The sequence below is a fragment of the Micromonospora sp. IBSANI012 genome (assembly GCF_052814045.1).
Genome location: NZ_CP199933.1, coordinates 3,100,918 through 3,121,838, shown reverse-complemented (window position 1 = coordinate 3,121,838; position 20,921 = coordinate 3,100,918). Strand labels below are relative to the sequence as shown.

22 protein-coding genes are annotated in these 20,921 nt (G+C 72.6%); 12 read left to right on the top strand and 10 right to left on the bottom strand.

The features are described 5' to 3' along the window. Nucleotides 1–51 precede the first annotated feature (51 nt). Entirely contained in the window at nt 52–2,232 is a 2,181-nt protein-coding gene (locus ACTWM8_RS14330; protein WP_446214262.1) for a gamma-glutamyltransferase family protein, read from the bottom strand. A gap of 186 nt (nt 2,233–2,418) precedes the next feature. Between ACTWM8_RS14330 and ACTWM8_RS14325 the strand changes: the two genes are divergently transcribed. The 4 genes from ACTWM8_RS14325 (at nt 2,419) to ACTWM8_RS14310 (ending at nt 5,971) form a co-directional block, all read left to right on the top strand. Then, nucleotides 2,419–3,030 carry a DUF6230 family protein gene (locus ACTWM8_RS14325; protein WP_446214261.1) on the top strand — a complete coding sequence of 204 codons (612 nt, stop codon included), beginning with the start codon at nt 2,419–2,421 and terminating at the stop codon, nt 3,028–3,030. A gap of 69 nt (nt 3,031–3,099) precedes the next feature. After that, nucleotides 3,100–3,714 (top strand): DUF6114 domain-containing protein, encoded by a 615-nt coding sequence (locus ACTWM8_RS14320; protein WP_446214260.1) that lies wholly within the window; start codon nt 3,100–3,102, stop codon nt 3,712–3,714. Next, complete coding sequence (locus ACTWM8_RS14315) at nt 3,714–4,688, top strand: hypothetical protein (protein ID WP_446214259.1); 975 nt, start codon at nt 3,714–3,716, stop codon at nt 4,686–4,688. Before ACTWM8_RS14320 ends, ACTWM8_RS14315 begins: the two co-directional genes overlap by 1 nt. 572 nt (nt 4,689–5,260) lie before the next feature. Beyond that, nucleotides 5,261–5,971: a C39 family peptidase gene (locus ACTWM8_RS14310; RefSeq protein ID WP_446214258.1), complete on the top strand. Its 711-nt coding sequence runs from the start codon at nt 5,261–5,263 to the stop codon at nt 5,969–5,971. A 179-nt stretch (nt 5,972–6,150) separates the two neighbouring features. Here ACTWM8_RS14310 and tatC read toward each other — a convergent pair whose 3' ends face one another. The 5 genes from tatC to ACTWM8_RS14285 all read right to left on the bottom strand — a co-directional run bounded on the left by tatC (nt 6,151) and on the right by ACTWM8_RS14285 (nt 9,927). Continuing rightward, nucleotides 6,151–7,104, bottom strand: coding sequence for a twin-arginine translocase subunit TatC (tatC, locus tag ACTWM8_RS14305; protein WP_446214257.1), 954 nt, complete (start codon nt 7,102–7,104; stop codon nt 6,151–6,153). A gap of 18 nt (nt 7,105–7,122) precedes the next feature. After that, on the bottom strand, nt 7,123–7,434 hold the full coding sequence (gene tatA, locus ACTWM8_RS14300) for a Sec-independent protein translocase subunit TatA (RefSeq protein ID WP_088962283.1): 312 nt from the start codon (nt 7,432–7,434) through the stop codon (nt 7,123–7,125). Between the two features lie 213 nt (nt 7,435–7,647). Beyond that, nucleotides 7,648–7,896 (bottom strand): hypothetical protein, encoded by a 249-nt coding sequence (locus ACTWM8_RS14295; RefSeq protein ID WP_280841467.1) that lies wholly within the window; start codon nt 7,894–7,896, stop codon nt 7,648–7,650. 10 nt (nt 7,897–7,906) lie between these two features. Next, nucleotides 7,907–8,932, bottom strand: coding sequence for a helix-turn-helix transcriptional regulator (locus tag ACTWM8_RS14290; RefSeq protein WP_446214256.1), 1,026 nt, complete (start codon nt 8,930–8,932; stop codon nt 7,907–7,909). After that, the gene (locus ACTWM8_RS14285) at nt 8,929–9,927 is read right to left on the bottom strand and encodes a helix-turn-helix transcriptional regulator (RefSeq protein WP_357616283.1); all 999 of its coding nucleotides are present in this window, start codon (nt 9,925–9,927) and stop codon (nt 8,929–8,931) included. The genes ACTWM8_RS14290 and ACTWM8_RS14285 overlap by 4 nt, the downstream gene beginning before the upstream one ends. A gap of 114 nt (nt 9,928–10,041) precedes the next feature. On the opposite strand from ACTWM8_RS14285, the gene ACTWM8_RS14280 reads away from it, so the two are divergent. Continuing rightward, nucleotides 10,042–11,040 carry a cation diffusion facilitator family transporter gene (locus ACTWM8_RS14280; protein WP_446214255.1) on the top strand — a complete coding sequence of 333 codons (999 nt, stop codon included), beginning with the start codon at nt 10,042–10,044 and terminating at the stop codon, nt 11,038–11,040. Between the two features lie 43 nt (nt 11,041–11,083). Next, nucleotides 11,084–12,169, top strand: coding sequence for a DUF3866 family protein (locus tag ACTWM8_RS14275; protein WP_446214254.1), 1,086 nt, complete (start codon nt 11,084–11,086; stop codon nt 12,167–12,169). 129 nt (nt 12,170–12,298) lie between these two features. On the opposite strand, the gene ACTWM8_RS14270 is transcribed toward ACTWM8_RS14275, so the two are convergent. The 4 genes from ACTWM8_RS14270 to rfbA all read right to left on the bottom strand — a co-directional run bounded on the left by ACTWM8_RS14270 (nt 12,299) and on the right by rfbA (nt 15,490). Then, nucleotides 12,299–12,493, bottom strand: a complete 195-nt coding sequence (locus ACTWM8_RS14270) for a hypothetical protein (RefSeq protein WP_154937302.1) — start codon at nt 12,491–12,493, stop codon at nt 12,299–12,301. 59 nt (nt 12,494–12,552) lie between these two features. After that, nucleotides 12,553–13,911: a Pup--protein ligase gene (pafA, locus tag ACTWM8_RS14265; protein WP_358004855.1), complete on the bottom strand. Its 1,359-nt coding sequence runs from the start codon at nt 13,909–13,911 to the stop codon at nt 12,553–12,555. Between the two features lie 68 nt (nt 13,912–13,979). After that, complete coding sequence (locus ACTWM8_RS14260) at nt 13,980–14,603, bottom strand: dTDP-4-dehydrorhamnose 3,5-epimerase family protein (protein ID WP_446214253.1); 624 nt, start codon at nt 14,601–14,603, stop codon at nt 13,980–13,982. Further along, on the bottom strand, nt 14,603–15,490 hold the full coding sequence (gene rfbA, locus ACTWM8_RS14255) for a glucose-1-phosphate thymidylyltransferase RfbA (protein ID WP_446214252.1): 888 nt from the start codon (nt 15,488–15,490) through the stop codon (nt 14,603–14,605). Before rfbA ends, ACTWM8_RS14260 begins: the two co-directional genes overlap by 1 nt. An 88-nt stretch (nt 15,491–15,578) precedes the next feature. On the opposite strand from rfbA, the gene rfbB reads away from it, so the two are divergent. From rfbB to ACTWM8_RS14225, 6 genes are read left to right on the top strand one after another with little or no spacing between them, the layout of a single operon-like run. Continuing rightward, complete coding sequence (gene rfbB, locus ACTWM8_RS14250; RefSeq protein WP_446214251.1) at nt 15,579–16,580, top strand: dTDP-glucose 4,6-dehydratase; 1,002 nt, start codon at nt 15,579–15,581, stop codon at nt 16,578–16,580. Then, entirely contained in the window at nt 16,577–17,464 is an 888-nt protein-coding gene (rfbD, locus tag ACTWM8_RS14245) for a dTDP-4-dehydrorhamnose reductase (RefSeq protein WP_446214250.1), read from the top strand. Before rfbB ends, rfbD begins: the two co-directional genes overlap by 4 nt. Continuing rightward, nucleotides 17,461–17,847: a DUF2304 domain-containing protein gene (locus ACTWM8_RS14240; RefSeq protein ID WP_154937316.1), complete on the top strand. Its 387-nt coding sequence runs from the start codon at nt 17,461–17,463 to the stop codon at nt 17,845–17,847. The genes rfbD and ACTWM8_RS14240 overlap by 4 nt, the downstream gene beginning before the upstream one ends. Next, nucleotides 17,840–18,541, top strand: coding sequence for a glycosyltransferase family 2 protein (locus ACTWM8_RS14235; protein WP_377606446.1), 702 nt, complete (start codon nt 17,840–17,842; stop codon nt 18,539–18,541). The genes ACTWM8_RS14240 and ACTWM8_RS14235 overlap by 8 nt, the downstream gene beginning before the upstream one ends. After that, nucleotides 18,538–19,848, top strand: coding sequence for a lipopolysaccharide biosynthesis protein (locus ACTWM8_RS14230; RefSeq protein ID WP_446214249.1), 1,311 nt, complete (start codon nt 18,538–18,540; stop codon nt 19,846–19,848). Before ACTWM8_RS14235 ends, ACTWM8_RS14230 begins: the two co-directional genes overlap by 4 nt. After that, nucleotides 19,845–20,873: a glycosyltransferase family 2 protein gene (locus ACTWM8_RS14225; protein ID WP_446214248.1), complete on the top strand. Its 1,029-nt coding sequence runs from the start codon at nt 19,845–19,847 to the stop codon at nt 20,871–20,873. The genes ACTWM8_RS14230 and ACTWM8_RS14225 overlap by 4 nt, the downstream gene beginning before the upstream one ends. Nucleotides 20,874–20,921: the final 48 nt, after the last annotated feature.

Here is a 20,921-nt window from a genome sequence, read left to right as displayed (position 1 = left end):
TGGCGGCCGGCGGGGTGAGGCCGCCTCACACCACGGAGGTGAACCGGTCCGTCAGCGCCCGATCGCGCTGCCGTCCCGGCGCTTGTCCGCCGCGCCGAGCAGCTCGTCGCCGCGTATCTCGATCGCGGTGAGACCGCTGTCCAGTGCGATGAGCCGGGGACACGGGTGCTCCCGGACCACGAGTTCGGCCATGATCGCGCTGATCTTCCGGCCCGCTTCGAGCTCGGAAGGCGCCCCGACCGACCCCCCGCACTTGCGCGTGATGTCCTGCCCGCTGAAATGCCCCTGGTCGATGGCCTCGGCCGGCCCCATGCCGTCGACGATCACACCCACCAGTGCCTGGGTCACGTAGTCCGGAATGTGCGAGCCGCCGGCCGCGCCCACCACCAGCCTCAGCTTTCGTCCCTGCTCATCGAGGACGATGGTCGGCGCCATCGACGCGGTGGGGCGCTTCTTCGACTGCATGACGTTCACCGGCTTGCCGGGTGACACCGACGACGTGTCGGTGAAGTTGTTCATCGCGTTGTTGAGGATCATCCCCCGCGCCTCGATGTGCGCCCCGAAGTGCGTGTTGATGGTGGTCGTCATGGAGACGGCGTCGCCGTCGCTGTCCACGATGCTCACGTTGCTGGTCGGGTCGCCGACGTCGATGGTGCTCGGGACGTCCCCGGTGGGCCCCGGAGGGATCCGCTCCGGCGGCTCTCCCGGTGTGATCGGGTCGATCGCGCGGTCCGCAGAATAGAGGGAGAAGCGCTGGTCGAGATACTTGCTGTCCAGCAGGCCGGCCGCCGGCACCTTGTGGTACGCCGGGTCCCCGATGTACCCCCGGCGATCGAAGTTCGCCAGGCGGCTGGCCTCGACGAAGAGGTGCATCCGATCGGCCGAGTCCGGCTCGCTCCTGCCCACCTGACCGCGGTCGAGCAGGCCCAGCATCTCCAGTACGGACACTCCCCCGAACGCGGGCGGCGCCGACGTGCACACCAGCACGCCCAACACCTTCCGGCACAGCGGCTTGCGTTCGATGGGGGCGTACTCGGCGAAGTCCCCGACGGTCATGAGACTGGGGATCACGACCGGTCCGGCGGTGTTTCCCTTCAACTTGAACGGCCCCTTCGCCGCCTGCTGCACGATCGCCGGGGCGATCTTGCCCTTCGGGTCGTAGAAGGCGTCCGCCCCGCCGTCCCGAACCTCCCGCAACACCTGCGCGATCTCCGGGTTGCGAATCGTCGTACCCGGCTTCTTGGCCTTGTCGCCGTTGCAGTAACGGGGGCGCAGATCGGGGTAGTTGCAGCGCTTGCGCCCGTTGTTGCGCTCGTCGAGTCCACTGCTCAGGGCCTCCGGCATGGGGAAGCCGTTCGCGGCCAGGTTGATGGCGTCGTCGAAGAGCTCGTCCCAGGGGAGGTCCCCGTACACCTCATGGACGTCCGAGAGCACCCGCAGCGTGCCCGGTACGGCGAACGCCCGGGCTGTCGACGACGCCGCGTACGGGAACCGGTCGACGCCGAGCGCCTTGCGCTCCTGGTCGGTGGGAGTCATCAGGTTCTGCGGCACGTTCTTCGGCGCTCGGGACATGCCGTCGAAGTACCGCACCGTGTGTTTGTCGGGATCCCAGTAGTTGATGAGCGTGCCACCGGTCAGTCCGGAGGCGTGTGGCTCCACGACGGCCAGAACCGCCTGCACGGCCACCGCGGCATCCGCGGCCGTGCCGCCCTTGGCGATGATTTTGCAGCCGGCCTGGACGGCGAAGGGATTGGCCGCCGCCACCATGAACTTCCGACCCACGGCGTCGGCTTCCCGGCCGGTGGTGGGGTTCGCGCACGAGTCGGCACGCGCCGCAGCCGAGTTCGCTCCGGTGACCGCTGACGACAGGGCCGGAAAGACGAGCGTCAGCACCAGCGCGGACAGGTAGAAGCGCCGCTTCCGTGCGTACATTCCACAACCTCCCGGGATTGATGCCGCGGCCTCGGACCGCGTATCTGCTCGGATCACGTGAGGCCTTCGCCCTGCTGTCCGTTCCGAAGGGACGGCTCCCGCCGTTGGGCTGGCACATTCGGTTGCACGTGGGCACAGTCGTCGACGCACCGACGTGGGATGGCAGCCGACACCGGCATCATGGTTCTCGTTCGGGTGACCCCGCAGGGCATCGCGAGAAGTCGTGGCCGCTGGGACGAGGGTGTCGAAGGTGGCAACGGGCAGTGCGGCGAACGAACGCGGCGACGCCGAGCCACCCACGGCGCCTGACGCTAGGTGACGAATCCGCACCTGGCTGTCTACAGCGTGTTAGCGTCGGGGCGGCGGTGCCTGCTGGCGTACGCGCAGGGGATGGCCCATCTTGGCCGCCGTCATCGCCCAGCTGGCCACGAGCCCTCGTTGGCGCTCGTCCGACCACCGGCACGACATCCACCCTGAGGAGGAACCGTGCAGGAGAGGTCCGACATCCCGGGACGTACCCGCTGGCGGCGCTTCGCCGCCCTGGCGATCCCGGCGACCGCGGTCGCCGGCGCGATCGTGCTCGGCATGGCCAACGGCGCCATGGCCGCCTCGTTCGCCGTCTCCGGGCAGACGTTCAAGGTCTCCGCCTCGGAGCTGCGCGGTGAGGGCTTCGTCCAGTACGGCGGCGTCGCCCAGGAGGTCGACGGGACGAGGCACGTCGTGGCGACCACCGGTATCCGCAGGGCGCAGCTCTTCGACCTCTGCCAGTCGGTGAGGGTGCCCGGCGCGCCCGCCGTGATCACCCTCACCGCCGGCGGCGGCGGCAGGCCGGCCACCGCCACGGATCTGCTGATCGACGCCGAAGAGCTCGAGGGTGAGGCCCGGTTCACGAACATCCAGATCAACCGGGACGCGTCGACCCTCGAGGGCGGTCCCGAGAACGCGAAGGGCCCCCGGGGGACGTTCGGCCAGCAGGCCGACACCGTCACGATCACGAACCTCCGCCAGGTGGCCCGCTCCACCCAGGCCGGGACCTTCAACCTCACCGGATTGAAGCTGAAGGTCAAAACGGGCGCGGCCGCCAAGGAGTGCTTCTGAGCTGACCACCGCCCCGCTCTCCGTGTGGCGGGGGGCTGCGCTCGACCCCTCATTCGGCAGGAGGCATGGGTGGACAACGGCGAACCGCGGAACGCCCGGCCGGAGCGGCTCCGCGACCGGCGCGGCTTCCGCCGCTGGCGACGGACCCGACCGTTCTGGGGCGGCCTGTTCACCGCACTGGCCGGTCTGCAGATCTTCGGCACCACCCAGATGTCGCTCGCCGGCCTCACTCTCCAGACGGGGCCGACCGGCTTCCTGTCCTGGCTGATCCCCACCATCCTGGTGACCTGTGGGCTGCTGATGTGGTTCAAGCCCCCCCACCGGGTCCTCTACGCCGTGGTCGCCGCCGTGACCGCGCTCTTCTCGCTGATCGGGGTGAACCTCGGCGGCTTCTTCGTCGGCCTGCTGCTCGGCCTGGTCGGCAGCGCCCTCGGTTTCGCCTGGACGCCGGACACCCCGCCGAGCGCCGCGCCGGCCAGCGAGCCGGCCGGCGAGGCAGGGGTACGGGACGAGACAGCCGACGACGCGAGCGAGCCCGACGAGGCCGCGGGCGACCGAACTGCGCGGCCCGGGACGTCGGAGGACGGGACGGGGCGGGACCAGCCCACGGCCGGTACGGGAGCTGACCTGTCGGCCCCCGACGCTGCCCCCAGCACGGGCAGCCGGCCCTCGTCGACGAACTGATGTCCGGCCGGGACAGCCTGGGGCTGCACCTCACCCGGCCGTCGCCCGGCGCGTACCAGGAGTCCGCCACGGCCCCGAGGCGCTGGCCGGCCGAGCGGACGAAGGCCGAGCAGCCGGGGCCCCCACAGCGCGGCCTACGGTTCTTCGCGGCGCTGCTGGGGCTGCTCGGGATCTCCGCCACCGTGACGCTCGCCGCGCCCGGCCCGGCGAGGGCGTCGGGCGTACCCGCCCCGGCTCGGGACGGACCCACCTGCCCGACCGAACCGGCGCCGGGCGGGCCGGCCGGTTCGTCCTCGATCAGCCCGAGCGGGTACGCCAAGGCGAACGTCCTCGCCCTCAGCGGCCTCGGCCCGTTTCACGGGGGCCAGGACGACGAGGAGGGTGCCAGGGCGCAGCCGGAGCGTGCGGCCGCACCCGGCCCGCCACCGCTTGCGAACCTGCTGGCCACCAGCTCGGGGCCGATCGTCCTGGCTCTGGACTGCCACCCCGAGCCGACCCCGACCGCCCCCGGGGCCGGGAGAACCTTGCCGCGGATCCCCGCCGAGCCCGGCCAGCCGCTGGTCGCGGAGAGCCCGGTCCACCTGACCGGCTCCACCATGACCATGACGGGGCTGCGGATCGAGGGGATCGTCGAGCTGCCCACCGCCGGCGGCACCCTGCGGGCCTTGAAGTTCAGCATGGATGAGGTGATGACCGACGACGCCCGGCTGCGCGCGCCCGGCCGGGCCGGCCGCACGCTGCGGGTCGCCACCGATCAACTGAGGCTGAGCGGCGACATCGCCGTCTACGCCACCCGGTTCGTCGGACGAATCCTCGGGGTGACGATCACGCTGAGCCCCGACCTGCCGCTCCCCCCGGGGATCGCCACCGCCTCGCCGGGCCCGGTCACGTTCAGTGGCGTGGCTGTCGACCTGGCCTTCCTGGAGGGCCAATCGCTCACCGCCCGGCCGGCGCTGAAGCTCAACGCGAACTGACGGCCCGGCGAGGTTGCTCCCGGGCAGGGCTGGGCCCTCCGTCAGACCCGCGATCCTCAACCCCGGCGCGGTCGGGGCCAGAGACGCCCTGCGGCACCGTGGCTCACGCACCCAACCTGACTGCACCGCCAGGCCGTCCGGAGCCACCACGAGGCGGTGGGCGGCCGGGAGGCCATATCCCCGCCACGGACGTCAGTGCGACGACGCCCCGGCTCGATGACCACCTCCACCGGCCAAAAACATGCCGCCCACCGGGCCTTCGCGGACGGCCTTTGACCAGGACAATCCTCGTCGTGCGGCCGATGCCGCCCAGGCCCCATCAGCAGGGGCGCTGGCCGCCATGGGATGACCGGCGCCGAAGTCCCTCCCGTCGCGCCGGTCCCACCGCCACCTTTCGCCCCAACCTTCGCGCGCCCCGAGCCCCTTTTACTCCTCCTACGGGATTTCCGCGCGTGATTGCGCAAAGCCGGCCGGAACCCCCGCTTCTCGGGTAGTGTCGCGCGTTTTCGCGGACCCGGCCCGGGTAAGCGGCGGGCGACGGCAGGGTAAGACCAGTCGAGGGGAGCATCACGATGAATCCGCTGTTCCGTAAGAGCGTGCTGTCCGTTGCCGTGCTGGCCAGCGGCGCCTTCACTGGCTCGGCGATCGCCGCCCAGGCGTCCGCCGATCCGATGACCCCGTCGCACCCAGCCCAGGTGCAGAGCGTGCCCGCCTCCGCCGACCAGCCCCCGCCGCCGCCCGCGCCTCCGCCCGCGCCTCCGCCGGCGCCTCCTCCGGAGGACGGTCAGCGAGTGCTCCACTACGACTATCAGCGACAGCCGAACTCCTACTACTGCGCGCCCGCCGCAACCCGGATCGCCCTGTCCACCCAGGGCAAGGTCGTGAGCCAACGCGAGGTCGCCGACAAGCTGGGCACCACCCCGGCCGGCACCGACTCGGTCGACGTCACCACCCGCGTGCTCAACGAGATGACCGCCGGCGGCTACGAGACGACCGAGATCGAGGGCGCCGAGGCCGACCCGCAGCAGGAAGCCGAGCTGCGCACCAATGTGGTGGAGGCGGTCGACGCCAACCGTGGCGTGGTAGCCAACATCATGGGCACCGCCGTCGACACCGAGGGCCACCGGTACTCGTACGAGGGCGGCCACTATCTGAGCATCGTCGGTTACCGCGACGGCGGTGACACGATGAAGGTCGCCGACCCGTACGACCCGGCCAAGAGCTACTGGATGACCGACGACAAGCTCGCCGACTGGATCGCCTCGCGCGGCTACTCGAGCTAGCCCCGATCAGGACGTTCCCGCCGGCCGGGTCCCGAACGGGACCCGGCCCATGCCTGTCTCGACCCGTCGCCGCTCCCTGACCTCCCGCCGGCTCTCGTCGTGCGGCGAGAGGATGACACGGCGACGCCGCCCCCGGCAGGCGGGGGCGGCGTCGTGGGCAACCCGGGGCGCGGACGCCGTCAGGTCATGTCGTCGAAGCGGCGGTCGATCGGGGCGGGCGCGGCGACCGGCGCGGGAGCGCCGACCGGCCCGGAGTAGTCCACCCGCGCGGACGCCTCGACCGGCTCGGTGTCCAGCTCCAGCGGCGACACCTCGTCGTCGCTGAGGTCGGAGTAGATCTCCTTGCCCCGACCCCGCCGCTTGTCGTTGATGAAGGCCACCCCGACCGCGGCGAAGTAGAGCGCGCAGAGGCAGATCGCCAGCGCGGTCATGCCGAACGGGTCGGGGGTCGGCGTGACCACCGCCGAGAAGGCGAAGAACACGAAGACCGCCACCCGCCACCAGCCCAGCAGCTTCCGCGCGCTGGCCAGGCCGACGAAGTTGAGCATCAGCACGATCAACGGGAACTCGAACGCCACCCCGAACAGCAGGATCAGGTTGGTGACGAAGGAGATGTACCGGGTGATGTCCAGCGTGGTGGTGATGTCGCCGCCGCCGGAGACGTTGAGCAGGAACTCCAGCCCCTTGGCGGTGACGAAGTACGCCAGCACCGCGCCCGCGGCGAACAGCGGCGCCGCCAGGGCGGTGAAGAAGTACGCGTACCGCCGCTCGTGCCGGTGCAGGCCCGGCGCGATGAACGCCCACAGCTGGTAGAGCCAGATCGGCGCGGCGATGATCAGACCCACCCAGAGGCCGACCTTCAGCTGGAGCAGGAAGAGGTCGGCCGGGCCGAGCTGGACGAAGTTGCACGACCCATTGACCAGGCGCGCCTTCGGCAGGTCGCAGTACGGCTGCTGCAACAGGTGCAGCACCGGACCGGAGAGCCAGATGCCGAAGCCGAAGCCGACCATGATCGCCAGCGAGGCGCGGAAGAGACGGTTGCGCAGCTCACGGATGTGCTCCATGAGCGTCATGGAGCCGTCGGCGGCCCGTTCGAACTCGCTCGGGCCGCGCTTGCGAAGCGCGAAGGCCACGGTGCTCGGGCCCTTCGGTCAGTTGTCGCGGACGCGCTGCACCGGGTCGACCGGCGGGGCGACGGGCTGCTGCGGGGCCTGCTGCGGGGCGTACTGCTGCTGCGCGTAGGGCTGCTGACCCGCGTGCGGCGGCAGCGGCTGGTAGCCGGCCTGCGCGTCGGCCTTCTCGGCCAGGTCGCGGTCGTCGTCCTGCAGGCTCTTGGTCTCCGCCTTGATGATCCGCAGCGAGCGGCCCAGCGAGCGGGCCGCGTCGGGGAGCCGCTTCGCGCCGAAGAGCAGGATCAGCACGACCACGAGTACGGCGATGTGCCACGGCTTGAGGGCACCCATGGGAAGCTCCAGTCGCTCTGTGTCGAAGGGTGTGTCGCAGCCCATCGTACGTGCGTCGAGAGCCGTTGCCACCCGCCGGGCCGCTGGTGACGCGTCCGGCCGGTGAAGTCTTGACCACCCTCGCGTGTCCCGTCAACCACCTGACGACGTCCATCCGTGCGCGAAAGGAACCCGCTTCGCGCAGCCGGCGCGCGATTCACCGACCGGGGTCGATCACTTACCCCGCTTGGCCTTGATCAGCTCGACCCGCTGCTGGGTCGTCTCGACCTGCCGCTGGAGCGTCTCGGCCCGCTCGGAGAGCGCCTCGGCGGCCTCGCGCAGCGCGTCCGCGTCGGCCTGGCGGCGCTGCAGCGCGACCGCCGCCCGACGCAGCCGGGGCAGCCGCGCCAGCACCGGCCGGACCGCCAGGGCCAGCACGACGAGGGCGAACAGCACCACCGCGAGAACGATCCACTTCACCACGGCGGTCAGCCTACTGGGTGACGGCCCCCACCGCCGGGTCGGCCGACGGCGTGCCGTCGCCCACCGGCGTGCCGTACGCCTCCAGCGCGGCGAGCGCCTGCGCCCGCACCTGTTCGGCCAGCTCGGCCGGGGCGACCACGGTGACGTCCGGCCCCAGCCCGAGCACGAACCGGCGGGCCCAGCCCAGGTCGGTCACCCGCAGCGAGACCAGCCACTGGTCGCCGTCGCCGGCCTCCACCCGCTCGCACGGGTAGTACTCGGTGATCCACCGCTCGCCCCGACCGATCCGCAGGGTGATCAGCGGCAGGTCCGGCGAGGGGCGGAACACCCCGTCGGTGAGGTCGTGCGGGCGCGCCTGCGGCGGCACCACCGCCCGCTCGTCCAACTCGGCGACCGCGTCGATCCGGTCGGCCCGGAACAGCCGGACCGCCTCGGCCCGGCGGCACCACGCCTCCACGTACGCCCGGCCGCCGACCATCAGCATCCGCAGCGGGTCGATGGTGCGCTCGCTGGTCTCGTCCCGCGCCGCCGTGTAGTAGGTGATCCGCAGCGCCCGGCCGCCCTCGACCGCCGACCGCAGCGCCTCGACCTGCCGGGTGTCCCCGGGCAGCCGCACCGCCACCGGCGCGCCGACCAGGTCGCCGGCCGCGTTCTCGATCTTCGCCAGCGCGCGCTCCACGGCCTCCCGGTTGGCCACCCCGGGCGTCTCCGCGAGCATCCGCAGCGCCACCACCAGGGCCAGCGCCTCGTCCGGGGTCAACCGCAGCGGCCGGTCGATGCCGGCGTCGTAGGTGATGGTGACCCGGTCGCCGTCGAAAGCCATGTCGATCAGGTCACCCGGGCCGTAGCCCGGCAGCCCGCAGACCCAGAGCAGCTCCAGGTCCTCGCGCAGCTGCCGCTCGGTGACGCCCAGGTCGCCGGCCGCCTCGGCGATCTCGATGCCGGGGCGGGCGAGCAGGTAGGGCACCAGGTTGAGCAGTCGGGCCAGCCGGTCGGCGGAGGTGCGGGAGCCGCCCCGGGCGGCCGGCCGGGTCACCGGGGACCTCCGGCCACGGCCAGGTCGTCCTGCCGGACGGCGATCTCCTTGAGCCGTTGGATCACCGCGTCGCGCACCTCCGGCGGTTCCAGCACCCGCACGTCCGGGCCGTACCCGACGAGGTGGCCGGCGAGGGAGTCCGGGTCGGCGTACGGCAGGACCAGCCGGTCGCCGTCGGGACCCGGCAGGGTCTGCACGGCCCAGCGCCGCAGGCCGGCGGCGCGACCCGGGGCCGCCAGCACGGTGGCCCGGCCGGTGCGCTCGACCGGCCCGGACCAGCGGGCCACGTGGCTGATCAGGTCGACCCCGGCCGGCGGCTCGTAGCCGCCCGGCTCGCCGGTGACCCGGACCGCGCCCACCACCCGGGAGAGCCGGAAGCAGCGGGTGGCGTCCCGGTCCAGGTCGTGGCCGACCACGTACCAGCGGCCGCGCCAGCAGACCACGCCCCACGGCTGCAACCGGCGGCGGGTCGGCGCGTCCCGGTCGGGCACCCGGTAGTCGAAGCCGACCTCACGGCGGTCCCGCGCGGCGGCGGTCAGCGGCGCGAACGCCGGATCGACCGTGACCATCGGCTCCAGGCCCAGGGTGGCCTGCGGGTCCACGTCGACGCCGGCCGCGCGCAGCTTCGCCAGCCCGGAGGAGGCGGCGGCGGCCAGCCCGGCGTGCTGCCAGAGCCGCGCGGCGATGCCCACCGCCGCGGCCTCGTCGGGTTCCAGGGGGATCTCCGGCAGCGCGTACTCCCGGTGGGCGATCCGGTAGCCGGGCTCGGCGTCGAAGACGCTGGCCGTGCCGGTCTCCAGCGGCACGCCCAGCTCACGCAGCTCGGCCTTGTCCCGCTCGAACTTGCGCTGGAACGCCTCGTGCTCCTTGGCGTCGTCCGGATCGTGCTCGTAACCGGGCACGGTCGCGGCGATCTGCGCGGCGGTCAGGAACCGTCGCGTGGACAGGAGACAGATCACCAGGTTGACCAGGCGTTCGGTACGGCTCCGCGACACGTGTGAACGCTAGCAGCCCGCGCGCCGCGGCCGTGCACCCGCGCGGGCGCGGCGCGCGACGCGCTGCCGCCGGTCACCGCGCGGCGGCGGCCCGACCGCCCTAGGGTGAGGCGCATGTCGGAGGGCGAAGTCAAGGCCGAGAGCGTCAGCACCGTCGTGGTGGCGGGCGCGGCGAACCTCGCCATCGCGGTGGCCAAGCTGGTCGCCGGCCTGATCTCCGGCTCCGCGGCGATGCTCTCCGAGGCCGCCCACTCGGTCGCCGACACCACCACCGAGGTGCTGCTCTACCTGGCGCTGCGCCGGGGCGCGCGGCCCGCCGACACCCGGCACCCCTTCGGGTACGGCAAGGAGAGCTACGTCTGGGCGTTCCTCGCCGCGCTGTTCACCTTCGTCGCCGGGGCGGGCTTCGCCGTCACCCACGGTGTGACCACCATCGTGGTACACCGGCACAGCGGGGACTACCTCGTCTCCTACGTCGTGCTGGGGGTGTCCTTCGTCATCGAGTCGGTCTCGCTGACCCGGGCGGTGCGCCAGGTGCGCAAGGAGTCGCGCCGCTGGCGGACCAGCCCGCGCCGGTTCCTGCGGCTGACCGCCGACACCACCGTCAAGGCGGTGTTCCTGGAGGACAGCGCCGCCCTCGTCGGTCTGTTCCTCGCCGCCGTCGGGCTGGGCCTGTCCCACCTCACCGGCGACGAGCTGTGGGACGGACTCGCCTCGATCGCGATCGGTCTGCTGCTGCTGGTGGTCGCCGCCATCCTCGCCAGGAGCAACGTCTCGCTGCTGGTCGGCCGGTCCGTGCCGGAGCGGTTGCACCACGAGATCGAGCGGCAACTGGCCGGCCTGCCGACGGTCGACCGGGTCGACACCCTGATGACCATGTTGCTGGGCCCGGAGGAGATCCTGGTGGCCGCCAAGGTCGACTTCCACGACGACGCCACCGGCGCCGACATCGAGGCCGCCGCGGACGAGGCCGAGCGCCGGCTCACCGGGCGTTACCGGGAGATCCGCTACGTCTTCCTCGACCCGACCCGGTCGATGCCCGGCACCGCCGGCCGCCGCGCCCGGCGTACCCAGGACCAGGAGCAGGACCAACGGCGGCCCGGCCGGCCCTGACCCGGGCGCGGCGTCGCCGCCGGGCGCGGATAGCGTGCCCGGCATGGTGCGATGGCGGTCCGGAACGGTGACGGCGGTACGACGGCGGTGGGCCGGCGCGGTGGAACTCGACGTCGACCTGGCCGACGGCGGCGCCCTGCGCGCCCTGGCGTACCCCGCCCTGGTCGGTGACCCGGCGCCCGGCGACCGGGTGCTGCTCAACGCCGGCGCCCTGCTGATGGGCCTGGGCACCGGCGGCTACGCCCTGGTCGTGGCGCTGCCCGACCGGCTGCCGCCGGACCCGCCGCAGGCCGGCGACACCCGCGAGGCCGGCCACCTGGTCAAGGCCCGCTACACCCCGTTGCAGGCGATCATGCTCGGGGTGGACGAGGAGGCATCCCCGCACCACGAGCTGCTGGCCCGGGCGGAGAGCCTGGACGGGCTGCCGGTGGTCACCGCCGACCTGCACTCGGCGCTGCCGGCGATCCTGGCCGGCGTACGCGCCGAGTCCCCCGACGCCCGGGTGGCGTACCTGCTCACCGACGGCGGCGCGCTGCCGGCCTGGTTCTCCCGCACCCTGGACGGGCTGCGTGGGCAGTTGGTGGGCACGGTCAGCGTCGGGCAGGCGTTCGGCGGCGACCTGGAGGCGACCACCCTGCACAGCGGCCTGCTGGCCGCCCGGCACGTGCTCCGCGCCGACGTGGCGATCGTCGCCCAGGGCCCGGGCAACCTGGGCACCGGGACGACCTGGGGCTTCTCCGGGGTCGCCGTCGGCGAGGCGGTCAACGCCGTCGCCACCCTCGGCGGCCGGCCGGTCGGCTCGCTGCGGATCTCCGACGCCGACCCGCGCCCCCGGCACCGCGGCGTCTCCCACCACAGCCTCACCGCGTACGGCCGGGTCGCCCTGGCCCCGGCGGACCTCGTCGTACCGGACGGCCTGGACGCGGCGCTGGCGGCGGAGGTGGACGCCACCCTTGCCACCCTCGCGGGGCGGCACACCCTGGTCCGGGTGCCGACCGACGGCCTGGACGCGGCGCTGCGCGCCCTGCCGGTGACGCTGTCCACGATGGGCCGGGGCCTGGACGCCGACCACGCCTACTTCCTGGCGGCGGCCGCCGCCGGCCGGCACGCGGCCCGCCTGGCGGCCTGACCGCCCCGGCTCGGCGCGGCCCGTCGGCCCGTTCCACCGTTTGCGGTGTGTCGCGGTGTCCTGGACGGCGGTCACCGCGACTCGCCGCGAACCGCGCCGCGCGGGATCAGCCGAGCGCGCCGGGCGGGATCAGCCGACGAGGAAGATCAGTGCCAGCCAGCCGCCGACGATGGCGATCAGCGCGACCGCGAGCACCCAGGTCGGCACGGTGTACTCGCCGCGGCGGTTGCGCTCGATCTCGGCGCGGATCTTCTCCCGGCGCCGTTCGACCCAGTTCAGCTTCTCGGTGCCGCGATCGCGGTCGGAGGGTGAGGAAGTGTTCATCGCGACGCCAGCGTACCGGTGCGTCGGCGGCCGGTGCCCGGCACCGGCCGCCGACGTCCTCACATGCTGGCGATCAGGCGTTCCACCCGCTCGTCGTACGCCCGGAACGGGTCCTTGCAGAGCACGGTGCGCTGGGCCTGGTCGTTGAGCTTCAGGTGCACCCAGTCGACGGTGAAGTCGCGCCGCTTCTCCTGGGCGTGCCGGATGAACTCGCCCCGCAGCCGGGCCCGGGTGGTCTGCGGCGGGGTCTCCTTCGCCTCGAAGATCTCCGGGTCGGTGGCCACCCGGTCGACCTGCCCGCGCCGCTCCAGCAGCCCGTAGAGGCCCCGGCCGCGACGCAGGTCGTGGTAGGCCAGGTCCATCTGCGCCACCCGGGGGTGCGACAGCGGCAGGTCGTGCTTGCGCTGGTAGCGCTCGATCAGCCGCAGCTTGGTCACCCAGTCGATCTCGCGGGCCACCGGGTCCAGGTCGCCGCTCTCCACCGCGCTGAGCACCCGGCCCCACAGCTCCACCACCCGCTTGGCGGTCTGGTCGCCGCCCCGGCGCTCGACGAACTCGGTCGCCTTGGCCAGGTATTCCTGCTGGATCTCCAGTGCGCTGACCTCCTTGCCGGAGGCCAGCCGCACCTTGCGCCGGCCGGTGATGTCGTGCGAGACCTCCCGGATCGCCCGGATGGGGTTCTCCAGCGTCAGGTCGCGCATCACCACCCCGGCCTCGATCATCCGCAGCACGATGTCGGCGCTGCCCACCTTGAGCAGCGTGGTGACCTCGTTCATGTTCGAGTCACCGACGATCACGTGCAGCCGGCGGTACCGCTCGGCGTCCGCGTGCGGCTCGTCGCGGGTGTTGATGATCGGACGGCTGCGGGTGGTCGCCGAGGAGACGCCCTCCCAGATGTGCTCCGCCCGCTGCGACAGGCAGTACACCGCGCCGCGCGGGGTCTGCAGCACCTTGCCGGCGCCGCAGATCAGTTGGCGGGTGACCAGGAACGGGATGAGCACGTCGGCCAGCCGGCCGAACTCCCCGTGCCGGGAGACCAGGTAGTTCTCGTGGCAGCCGTACGAGTTGCCGGCCGAGTCGGTGTTGTTCTTGAACAGGTAGATCTCACCGGCGATGCCCTCGTCGTGCAGCCGCTTCTCGGCGTCGATGAGCAGCCCCTCCAGGATCCGCTCGCCGGCCCGGTCGTGGGCCACCAGGTCCACCACCGAGTCGCACTCCGGGGTGGCGTACTCCGGGTGTGAGCCGACGTCCAGGTAGAGCCGGGCACCGTTGCGCAGGAACACGTTGCTGGACCGGCCCCACGACACGACGCGGCGGAAGAGGTACCGGGCGACCTCGTCAGGGGACAGCCGACGCTGCCCGCGGTAGGTACAGGTGACGCCGTACTCGGTCTCGAGGCCGAAGATTCGCCGCTCCATGCAGTGACACTAGCCGCCCGGAGGCCCCGTTCGTCACTGTCACCGCACAGGTCGTGCTCTCCGGTCGATCACATACCGTCCGAGTACGACATTCCGTCCGGCCGCAGGCTCGCCGTGAACGCCCGGCAGGCGTCGTACTCGGGCAGCAGGCCGGACTCGCGGGCCTGCGCCAGCGTCGGCGCGGCGGCGTCCCGGGCGGAGAGCTGCGGGGCCTCGGCCGGCCACTCGATGGCCAGGTCGGCGTCGAGCGGGTGCACCGCGTGCTCGCCGGTCGGGTTGTAGGTGGTCGAGCAGAGGTAGCTCAGCGTCGCGTCGTCGGTCAGCGCGCAGAAGCCGTGCCCCAGCCCCTCGCTGAGGTAGACCGCGCGCCGGTCGACGTCGTCGAGCCGGACGCCCTCCCACCGGCCGAACGTCGGCGAGCCGACCCGCAGGTCCACGATCACGTCCAGCACCGCGCCGCGTACGCAGGTGACGTACTTGGCCTGGCCCGGGGGCACGTCGGCGAAGTGGATGCCGCGCACCACGCCGCGCGCGGAGACCGACAGGTTGGCCTGGGCCAGCCGCATCGGATGCCCGACCGCCTCGGCGAGGCGGTCGAAGCGGTACCACTCCATGAACAGCCCGCGCGGGTCGCCGTGCTGCTGCGGGCTGATCTCCCAGGCGCCCTCGATACCCAGCTGCCGGATCTTCATCAGCGGGCCACCGCCTGGCCGTGCTTCTCGGCCAGCAGGCCGAGCAGGTAGTCGCCGTAACCGCTCTTGGTCAGCGGCTCGGCCAGCGCGCGCAGCCGGTCGTCGTCGATCAGGCCGGCCCGCCAAGCCACCTCCTCGACGCAGCCGATCTTCATGCCCTGGCGCTCCTCGATCACCCGGACGAACTCGCCGGCCTGCATCATCGAGGCGAAGGTGCCGGTGTCCAGCCAGGCAGTGCCCCGGTCCAGCACGGTCACCGACAGCTCCCCGGCCTCCCGGTACGCCTCGTTGACCGCGGTGATCTCCAGCTCGCCCCGGGCGCTGGGCTTGAGGTCGCGGGCGATGCCCACCACCCGGTTGTCGTAGAAGTACAGGCCCGGCACCGCGTACCGGGACTTCGGCTTCTCCGGCTTCTCCTCGATCGACAGCACCTTGCCCTCGTCGTCGAAGTCGACCACGCCGTACGCCTCCGGGTTGGCCACCGGGTACGCGAACACCCGCCCGCCGACCGGGTCGCCGTGCGCGGCGAGCTGCCGGCCCAGGCCCACGCCGTGGAAGATGTTGTCGCCCAGGATCAGCGCCACCGACTCGTCGCCGATGAAGTCCGCGCCGAGCACGAACGCCTGCGCGATGCCCTCCGGGCGGGCCTGGGTGACGTACTCCAGCCGCAGGCCCCACTGGCTGCCGTCACCGAGCAGCCGCTCGAACTGGGACTGGTCCTCCGGCGTCGTGATCACCAGGATCTCCCGCACCCCGGACATCACCAGGGTCGACAGCGGGTAGTAGACCATCGGCTTGTCGAAGATCGGCATCAGCTGCTTGGAGACCGCCCGGGTGATCGGCCAGAGCCGGGATCCGGTGCCACCAGCGAGAAGGATTCCACGCACCCGGGGAGACTACCTGCATCGGCGTCAACCGGACACCGGGGTCGCCGTCCCCCGGGGTCCGCGAGGATTCGCGTACACTTCCGGACCCGTGAGGATTCTCGTCACCGGCGGAGCCGGATTCATCGGGTCGGAGTACGTACGGATGCTGCTGGGCGTGCCCGGCGGCGACGCTGCCGGGGTGCCTGCCGTCGAGCCCACCGCGGTGACGGTGTTGGACAAGTTGACCTACTCAGGCAACCTGAACAACCTCGCCCCGGTGCGCGAGGACGCGCGGCTGCGCTTCGTGCAGGGCGACATCTGCGACCAGGCCCTGGTCGACCAGGTCGTCGCCGATCACGACGTGATCGTGCACTTCGCCGCCGAATCGCACGTCGACCGCTCGATCGCCGGCGCCGCGCCGTTCGTCACCACCAACGTGCTGGGCACCCAGACGCTGCTGGACGCCGCGCTGCGGCACGGCACCGGCCGCTTCGTGCACGTCTCCACCGACGAGGTGTACGGCTCGATCGACGAGGGCTCCTGGACGGAGACCTGGCCGCTGGCCCCGAACTCCCCGTACTCGGCCTCCAAGGCCGGCTCGGACCTGCTGGCGCTGGCCTACCACCGCACCCACGGCATGGACGTGGTGGTCACCCGCTGCTCGAACAACTACGGGCCGTACCAGTTCCCGGAGAAGGTCATCCCGCTGTTCGTGACCAACCTGCTCGACGGCGGCACCGTCCCGCTCTACGGCGACGGCGGCAACGTCCGCGACTGGCTGCACGTGCACGACCACTGCCGGGGCATCGCCCTGGTGCAGCAGAAGGGCCGCGCCGGCGAGGTCTACAACATCGGCGGCGGCACCGAGCTGAGCAACAAGGAGCTCACCGGCCGGCTGCTCGAGGCGTGCGGCGCCGACTGGGACCGGGTGGTCCCGGTCGCCGACCGCAAGGGCCACGACCGCCGCTACTCGCTGGACATCAGCAAGATCAGCGCCGAGCTGGGGTACGCCCCGAGCATCGACCTGGACCGCGGCCTGGCCGAGACGGTGCAGTGGTACCGGGACAACCGGGCCTGGTGGGAGCCGCTGAAGGCGACCAAGGGCGCATGAGCCGAGTGCTCGTCACCGGCGCGGGCGGGATGCTCGGCCGGGACCTGCTGGCCGTGCTCGCGACCCGGCCGGACCTGAAGGTGACCGCCGCCACCCGCGCCGAGCTGGACATTACCGACGGCGAGGCCGTCCACGCCGCCGTCGCCGGCCACGACGTGGTGTTCAACACCGCCGCGTGGACCGACGTCGACGGCGCGGAGCAGGACGAGGCGGCGGCCACCGCGGTCAACGGCGACGCGGTCGCGCACCTCGCGCGGGCCTGCGCGGCCACCGGCGCGCGGCTGCTGCACGTCTCCACCGACTACGTCTTCCCCGGCGACGCCGAGCAGCCGTACGCCGAGGACGCGCCCACCGACCCGGTCAATGCGTACGGCCGCAGCAAGCTGGCCGGGGAGCGGGCCGTGGCCCGATTCCTCCCGGAAACCGGCTACGTCGTCCGTACCGCGTGGCTCTACGGCGCGCACGGGCCGAACTTCGTGGCCACCATGCTCCGCCTCGCCGAGCAGCGCGAGCAGCTCGACGTGGTCGACGACCAGCAGGGCCAGCCCACCTGGTCGTACGCGCTGGCCACCCAGCTGGTGGCGCTGGCCGACGCGGCGCTGGCCGGCCGCGCCCCGGCCGGGGTCTACCACGGCACCTGCTCCGGCCGGACCACCTGGTGCGGCCTGGCCCGCGCCACCTTCACCCTGGCCGGGCTCGACCCGGAGCGGGTGAGACCCACGACCAGCGACCGGTTTCCGCGTCCGGCCGCGCGACCGGCGTACAGTGTGCTAGGGCACGACCGCTGGGCGGCCGCAGGTCTTCCGCCGCTGCCGGACTGGCGTGACACGCTGTCCGACGCCTTCGACTCCCCCACTCCACCCGCCCCGTGGAAGGTCGCATGAAGCTCACCCTGGTCACCGGTCTGACCGGCCTGCTCCTGCTGGTCACCATCGTCGAGCTGCTGCGTCGCCGGCAGCTCCGCGAGAAGTACGGCATGCTCTGGCTGGCCGTACTCCTGATCGTCATTCCGCTGTCGCTGTTCCCCCGCCTGCTCGACAACGTGGCCGGCTTCTTCGGGGTGGTCTCCGGCGTCAGCCTCGTGCTCTTCCTCGGCATCGTCTTCCTGCTGCTGGTGTGCGTGCACCTCAGCTGGGAGGTCAGCGCCCTGGAGGAGGAGACCCGCACCCTGGCCGAAGACTTCGCCCTGCTCCGCGCCCAGGTCGACGCCGACCGCGCGGCCCGCACCGAATCAGCCCGAGACGAACTGGTGTCCCACGATGGTTAACGGCAAGCGCGTTCTGATCATCATCCCCGCGCTCAACGAGTCCGGCTCGATCGCCGAGGTCGTCGGCGAGGTCCGCGGCGAGCTGCCCGGCGTCGACGTGCTGGTGGTCGACGACGGCTCCACCGACCGCACCGCGGCGGTGGCCGCCGCCGCCGGCGCGCGGGTCGCCAAGCTGCCGTACAACCTCGGCGTCGGCGGGGCCATGCGGCTCGGCTACCGGTACGCCCGGGACAACGACTACGACGTCGCCATCCAGATCGACGCCGACGGCCAGCACGACCCGCGCTACGTGCCGAAGCTCGTCGACCTGCTCGACGACACCGACCTGGTGATCGGCGCCCGGTTCGCCGGCGAGGGCGACTACACCGTCCGCGGCCCCCGCCGCTGGGCCATGGTCATGCTCTCCGCCGTGCTCTCCAAGGTCGCCAAGACCAAGCTCACCGACACCACCTCGGGCTTCCGCGCCGCCAACCGGCGGGTCATCGAGATGTTCGCCGGCTGGTACCCGGCCGAGTACCTCGGCGACACCGTCGAGACGCTGGTGCACACCGCCCGCCGCGGCTACAAGATCCGGCAGGTGCCGGTGGCCATGCGCAAGCGGATGGCCGGCACCCCCAGCCACTCCCCCGCCAAGGCGATGATCTACCTCGGTCGCGCGTTCGCGGTACTCACGCTGGCGCTCATCCGCCGGTGATCCGGCGGCTGCTCCACCTCGTCCCGCCCGGCACCCTCGCCGTGGGTGCCGGGCTGGCCCTGCTCGGGCTGGCCTCCTACGTCCACCTCGCGGTGGCCGGGCACAGCCTCACCGAGGCCGACTACTCCTCCCTGTCGGTGCTCTGGTCGATCGTCTTCACCCTCGGCATCGGCGTGTTCATGCCCGTCGAGCAGGAGGTGGCCCGGGTCGTCGCCGCCCGCCGCAGCCAGGGACTGCCGCCCGGTCCCGTGCTGGCCCGGGGCGCCGTCCTCGCCGCCGGTGTGCTCGCCGTGATGGTCGTGGTGATCCTCGCCGCGCACGGGCCGCTCACCGACCGGCTCTTCGCCGGCGACGGCGCCATGGTCACCGTGCTGATCGGCGCGCTCGTCGCCATGGCCGTCGCCTACACCACCCGCGGCGTCCTCTCCGGCCTGCAACTCTTCCCCTGGTACGGCACCCAGCTCGGCGTCGACGGCGGACTACGGATCGCCATGGTGGCCGTGCTCGGGCTCACCGGCGTCACCTCACCCCTGTGGTACGGGCTGGTGCTGGTGATCGCCCCGCTGGCCGGCGTACTGCTCACCCTGCCACCGGTGCTGCGTGCCGCCGGCGGCGGCGTACCGGTCGCCTGGGGCGCGCTGCTGCGCGGCCTCGGCCTGCTCACCGTCTCCAGCCTGCTCTCCCAGGTCGTGGTGAACGTCGGCGTGATCAACGTACGGCTGCTCGACCCGTCGGACGTCGCCACCGCCGGGGCGCTGCTCTCCGCGCTGGTGCTGGTCCGCATCCCGCTGTTCGTCTTCGCCTCCCTGCAGGCGTCGCTGCTGCCCGGCCTGGCCACCTCGGCCACCACCGGCGACCTGCGCGGCTTCCACAGCCTGCTGCGCCGGGCGCTCGGCATCGTCACCGCGCTCGGCGTCCTCGGCGCGATCGGCGCGATCGCCCTCGGCCCCTGGCTGGTGGGCACCCTGTTCGACGCCGCCGACGTGCTCGGACACGGCGACTTCGCCTGGCTGGCCGTGGCGACCCTGGCCTACCTGTGGGCGATGGTCCTCGGCCAGGCGCTGCTCGCCCTCGACCGGCACCGCGCCCAGGCCCTCGCCTGGACCGTCGGCGTGGCCGCCCTGGTCGCCGTGACCCTCACCCCGGCGTCGGTGGCGCTCCGCGTCGAGCTGGCCTACACCGTCGGCTCGGTCGTGGTGGCCGCCGCCATGGCGCTGCTGCTGCGCCGCCAGTCCCGCCCCACCCCCACCCCGACCCGGTTCCTCGACGACGCCGTGGCGACCGGAGTATCCGGAGGCATCCGATGACCCGCCCGCAGGTGACCGCGGTGATGCTGGCCTACGGCGCCGAGCCGTACCTGGTCGACGCCGCCCGTGCCGTGCTGGACAGCACCGACGTCGACATCGACCTGGTCGTGGTCGACAACGGCTGCACCGGCGACGGCATCGACGTCGTCAAGGGCTTCCCCGGCGTCCGGGTGATCCGCCCCGAGGAGAACACCGGCTACTCCGGCGGCTGCCGCGTCGGCGCCGCCGAGGCCACCGGCGAGTGGCTGGCCTTCGTCAACAGCGACGCCGTCGTCGCCCCCGACGCCCTGGCCAAGGTCGTCGCCGTGGCCGGCGAGCCGGGCGTGGGCGCCGCCATGGCCTCCATCCGCCTCGCCGACAACCCGGAGCTGATCAACACCTCCGGCAACCCGCTGCACTTCACCGGGCTGTCCTGGGCCGGCGGCAACGGCGAGCCGGCCAGCGCCCACGCCGTTCGCACCACCGTGCCGTCGCTCAGCGGCTGCTGCTTCGTCATCAACCGGGAGCTGTGGCGGGAGCTGGACGGCTTCGCCGCCGAGTACTTCGCCTACCACGAGGACACCGAGCTCAGCCTGCGCCTCTGGCAGCGCGGGCTCCGGCTGGAGTACGTCCCGGACGCCGTCGTCCGGCACCACTACGAGTTCTCCCGCAACGCCCTCAAGCTCTACCTGGTCGAGCGCAACCGGCTGGTCACGCTGCTCACCGCGTACGAGACCCGGACGCTGGTGGTGCTCGCCCCGGTCCTGCTGCTCACCGAGGCGGCCATGCTCGCCGCCGCGCTCGCCGGCGGCTGGGTCACGCAGAAGTTCCGCGGCTGGGGCTGGCTCTGGACCAACCGGGCCTGGCTGAAGTCCCGCCGCCGGCAGCTCCAGGACGAGCGGATCGTGCCCGACGGGGTCATCGCCGAGCTGATGACCGCCCGGGTCGCCCCGTCGAACGTCGACTCGCCCCCCGGCATGGGCGTCTTCAACGCCATCGCCGCCGGCTACTGGGCCCTGGCCAAGCCGCTGCTGCGCAAGCGCTGACCGTTTGGAAGGTGAACGGCCGTCCGGCAGGCGCCGGGCGGCCGTCGC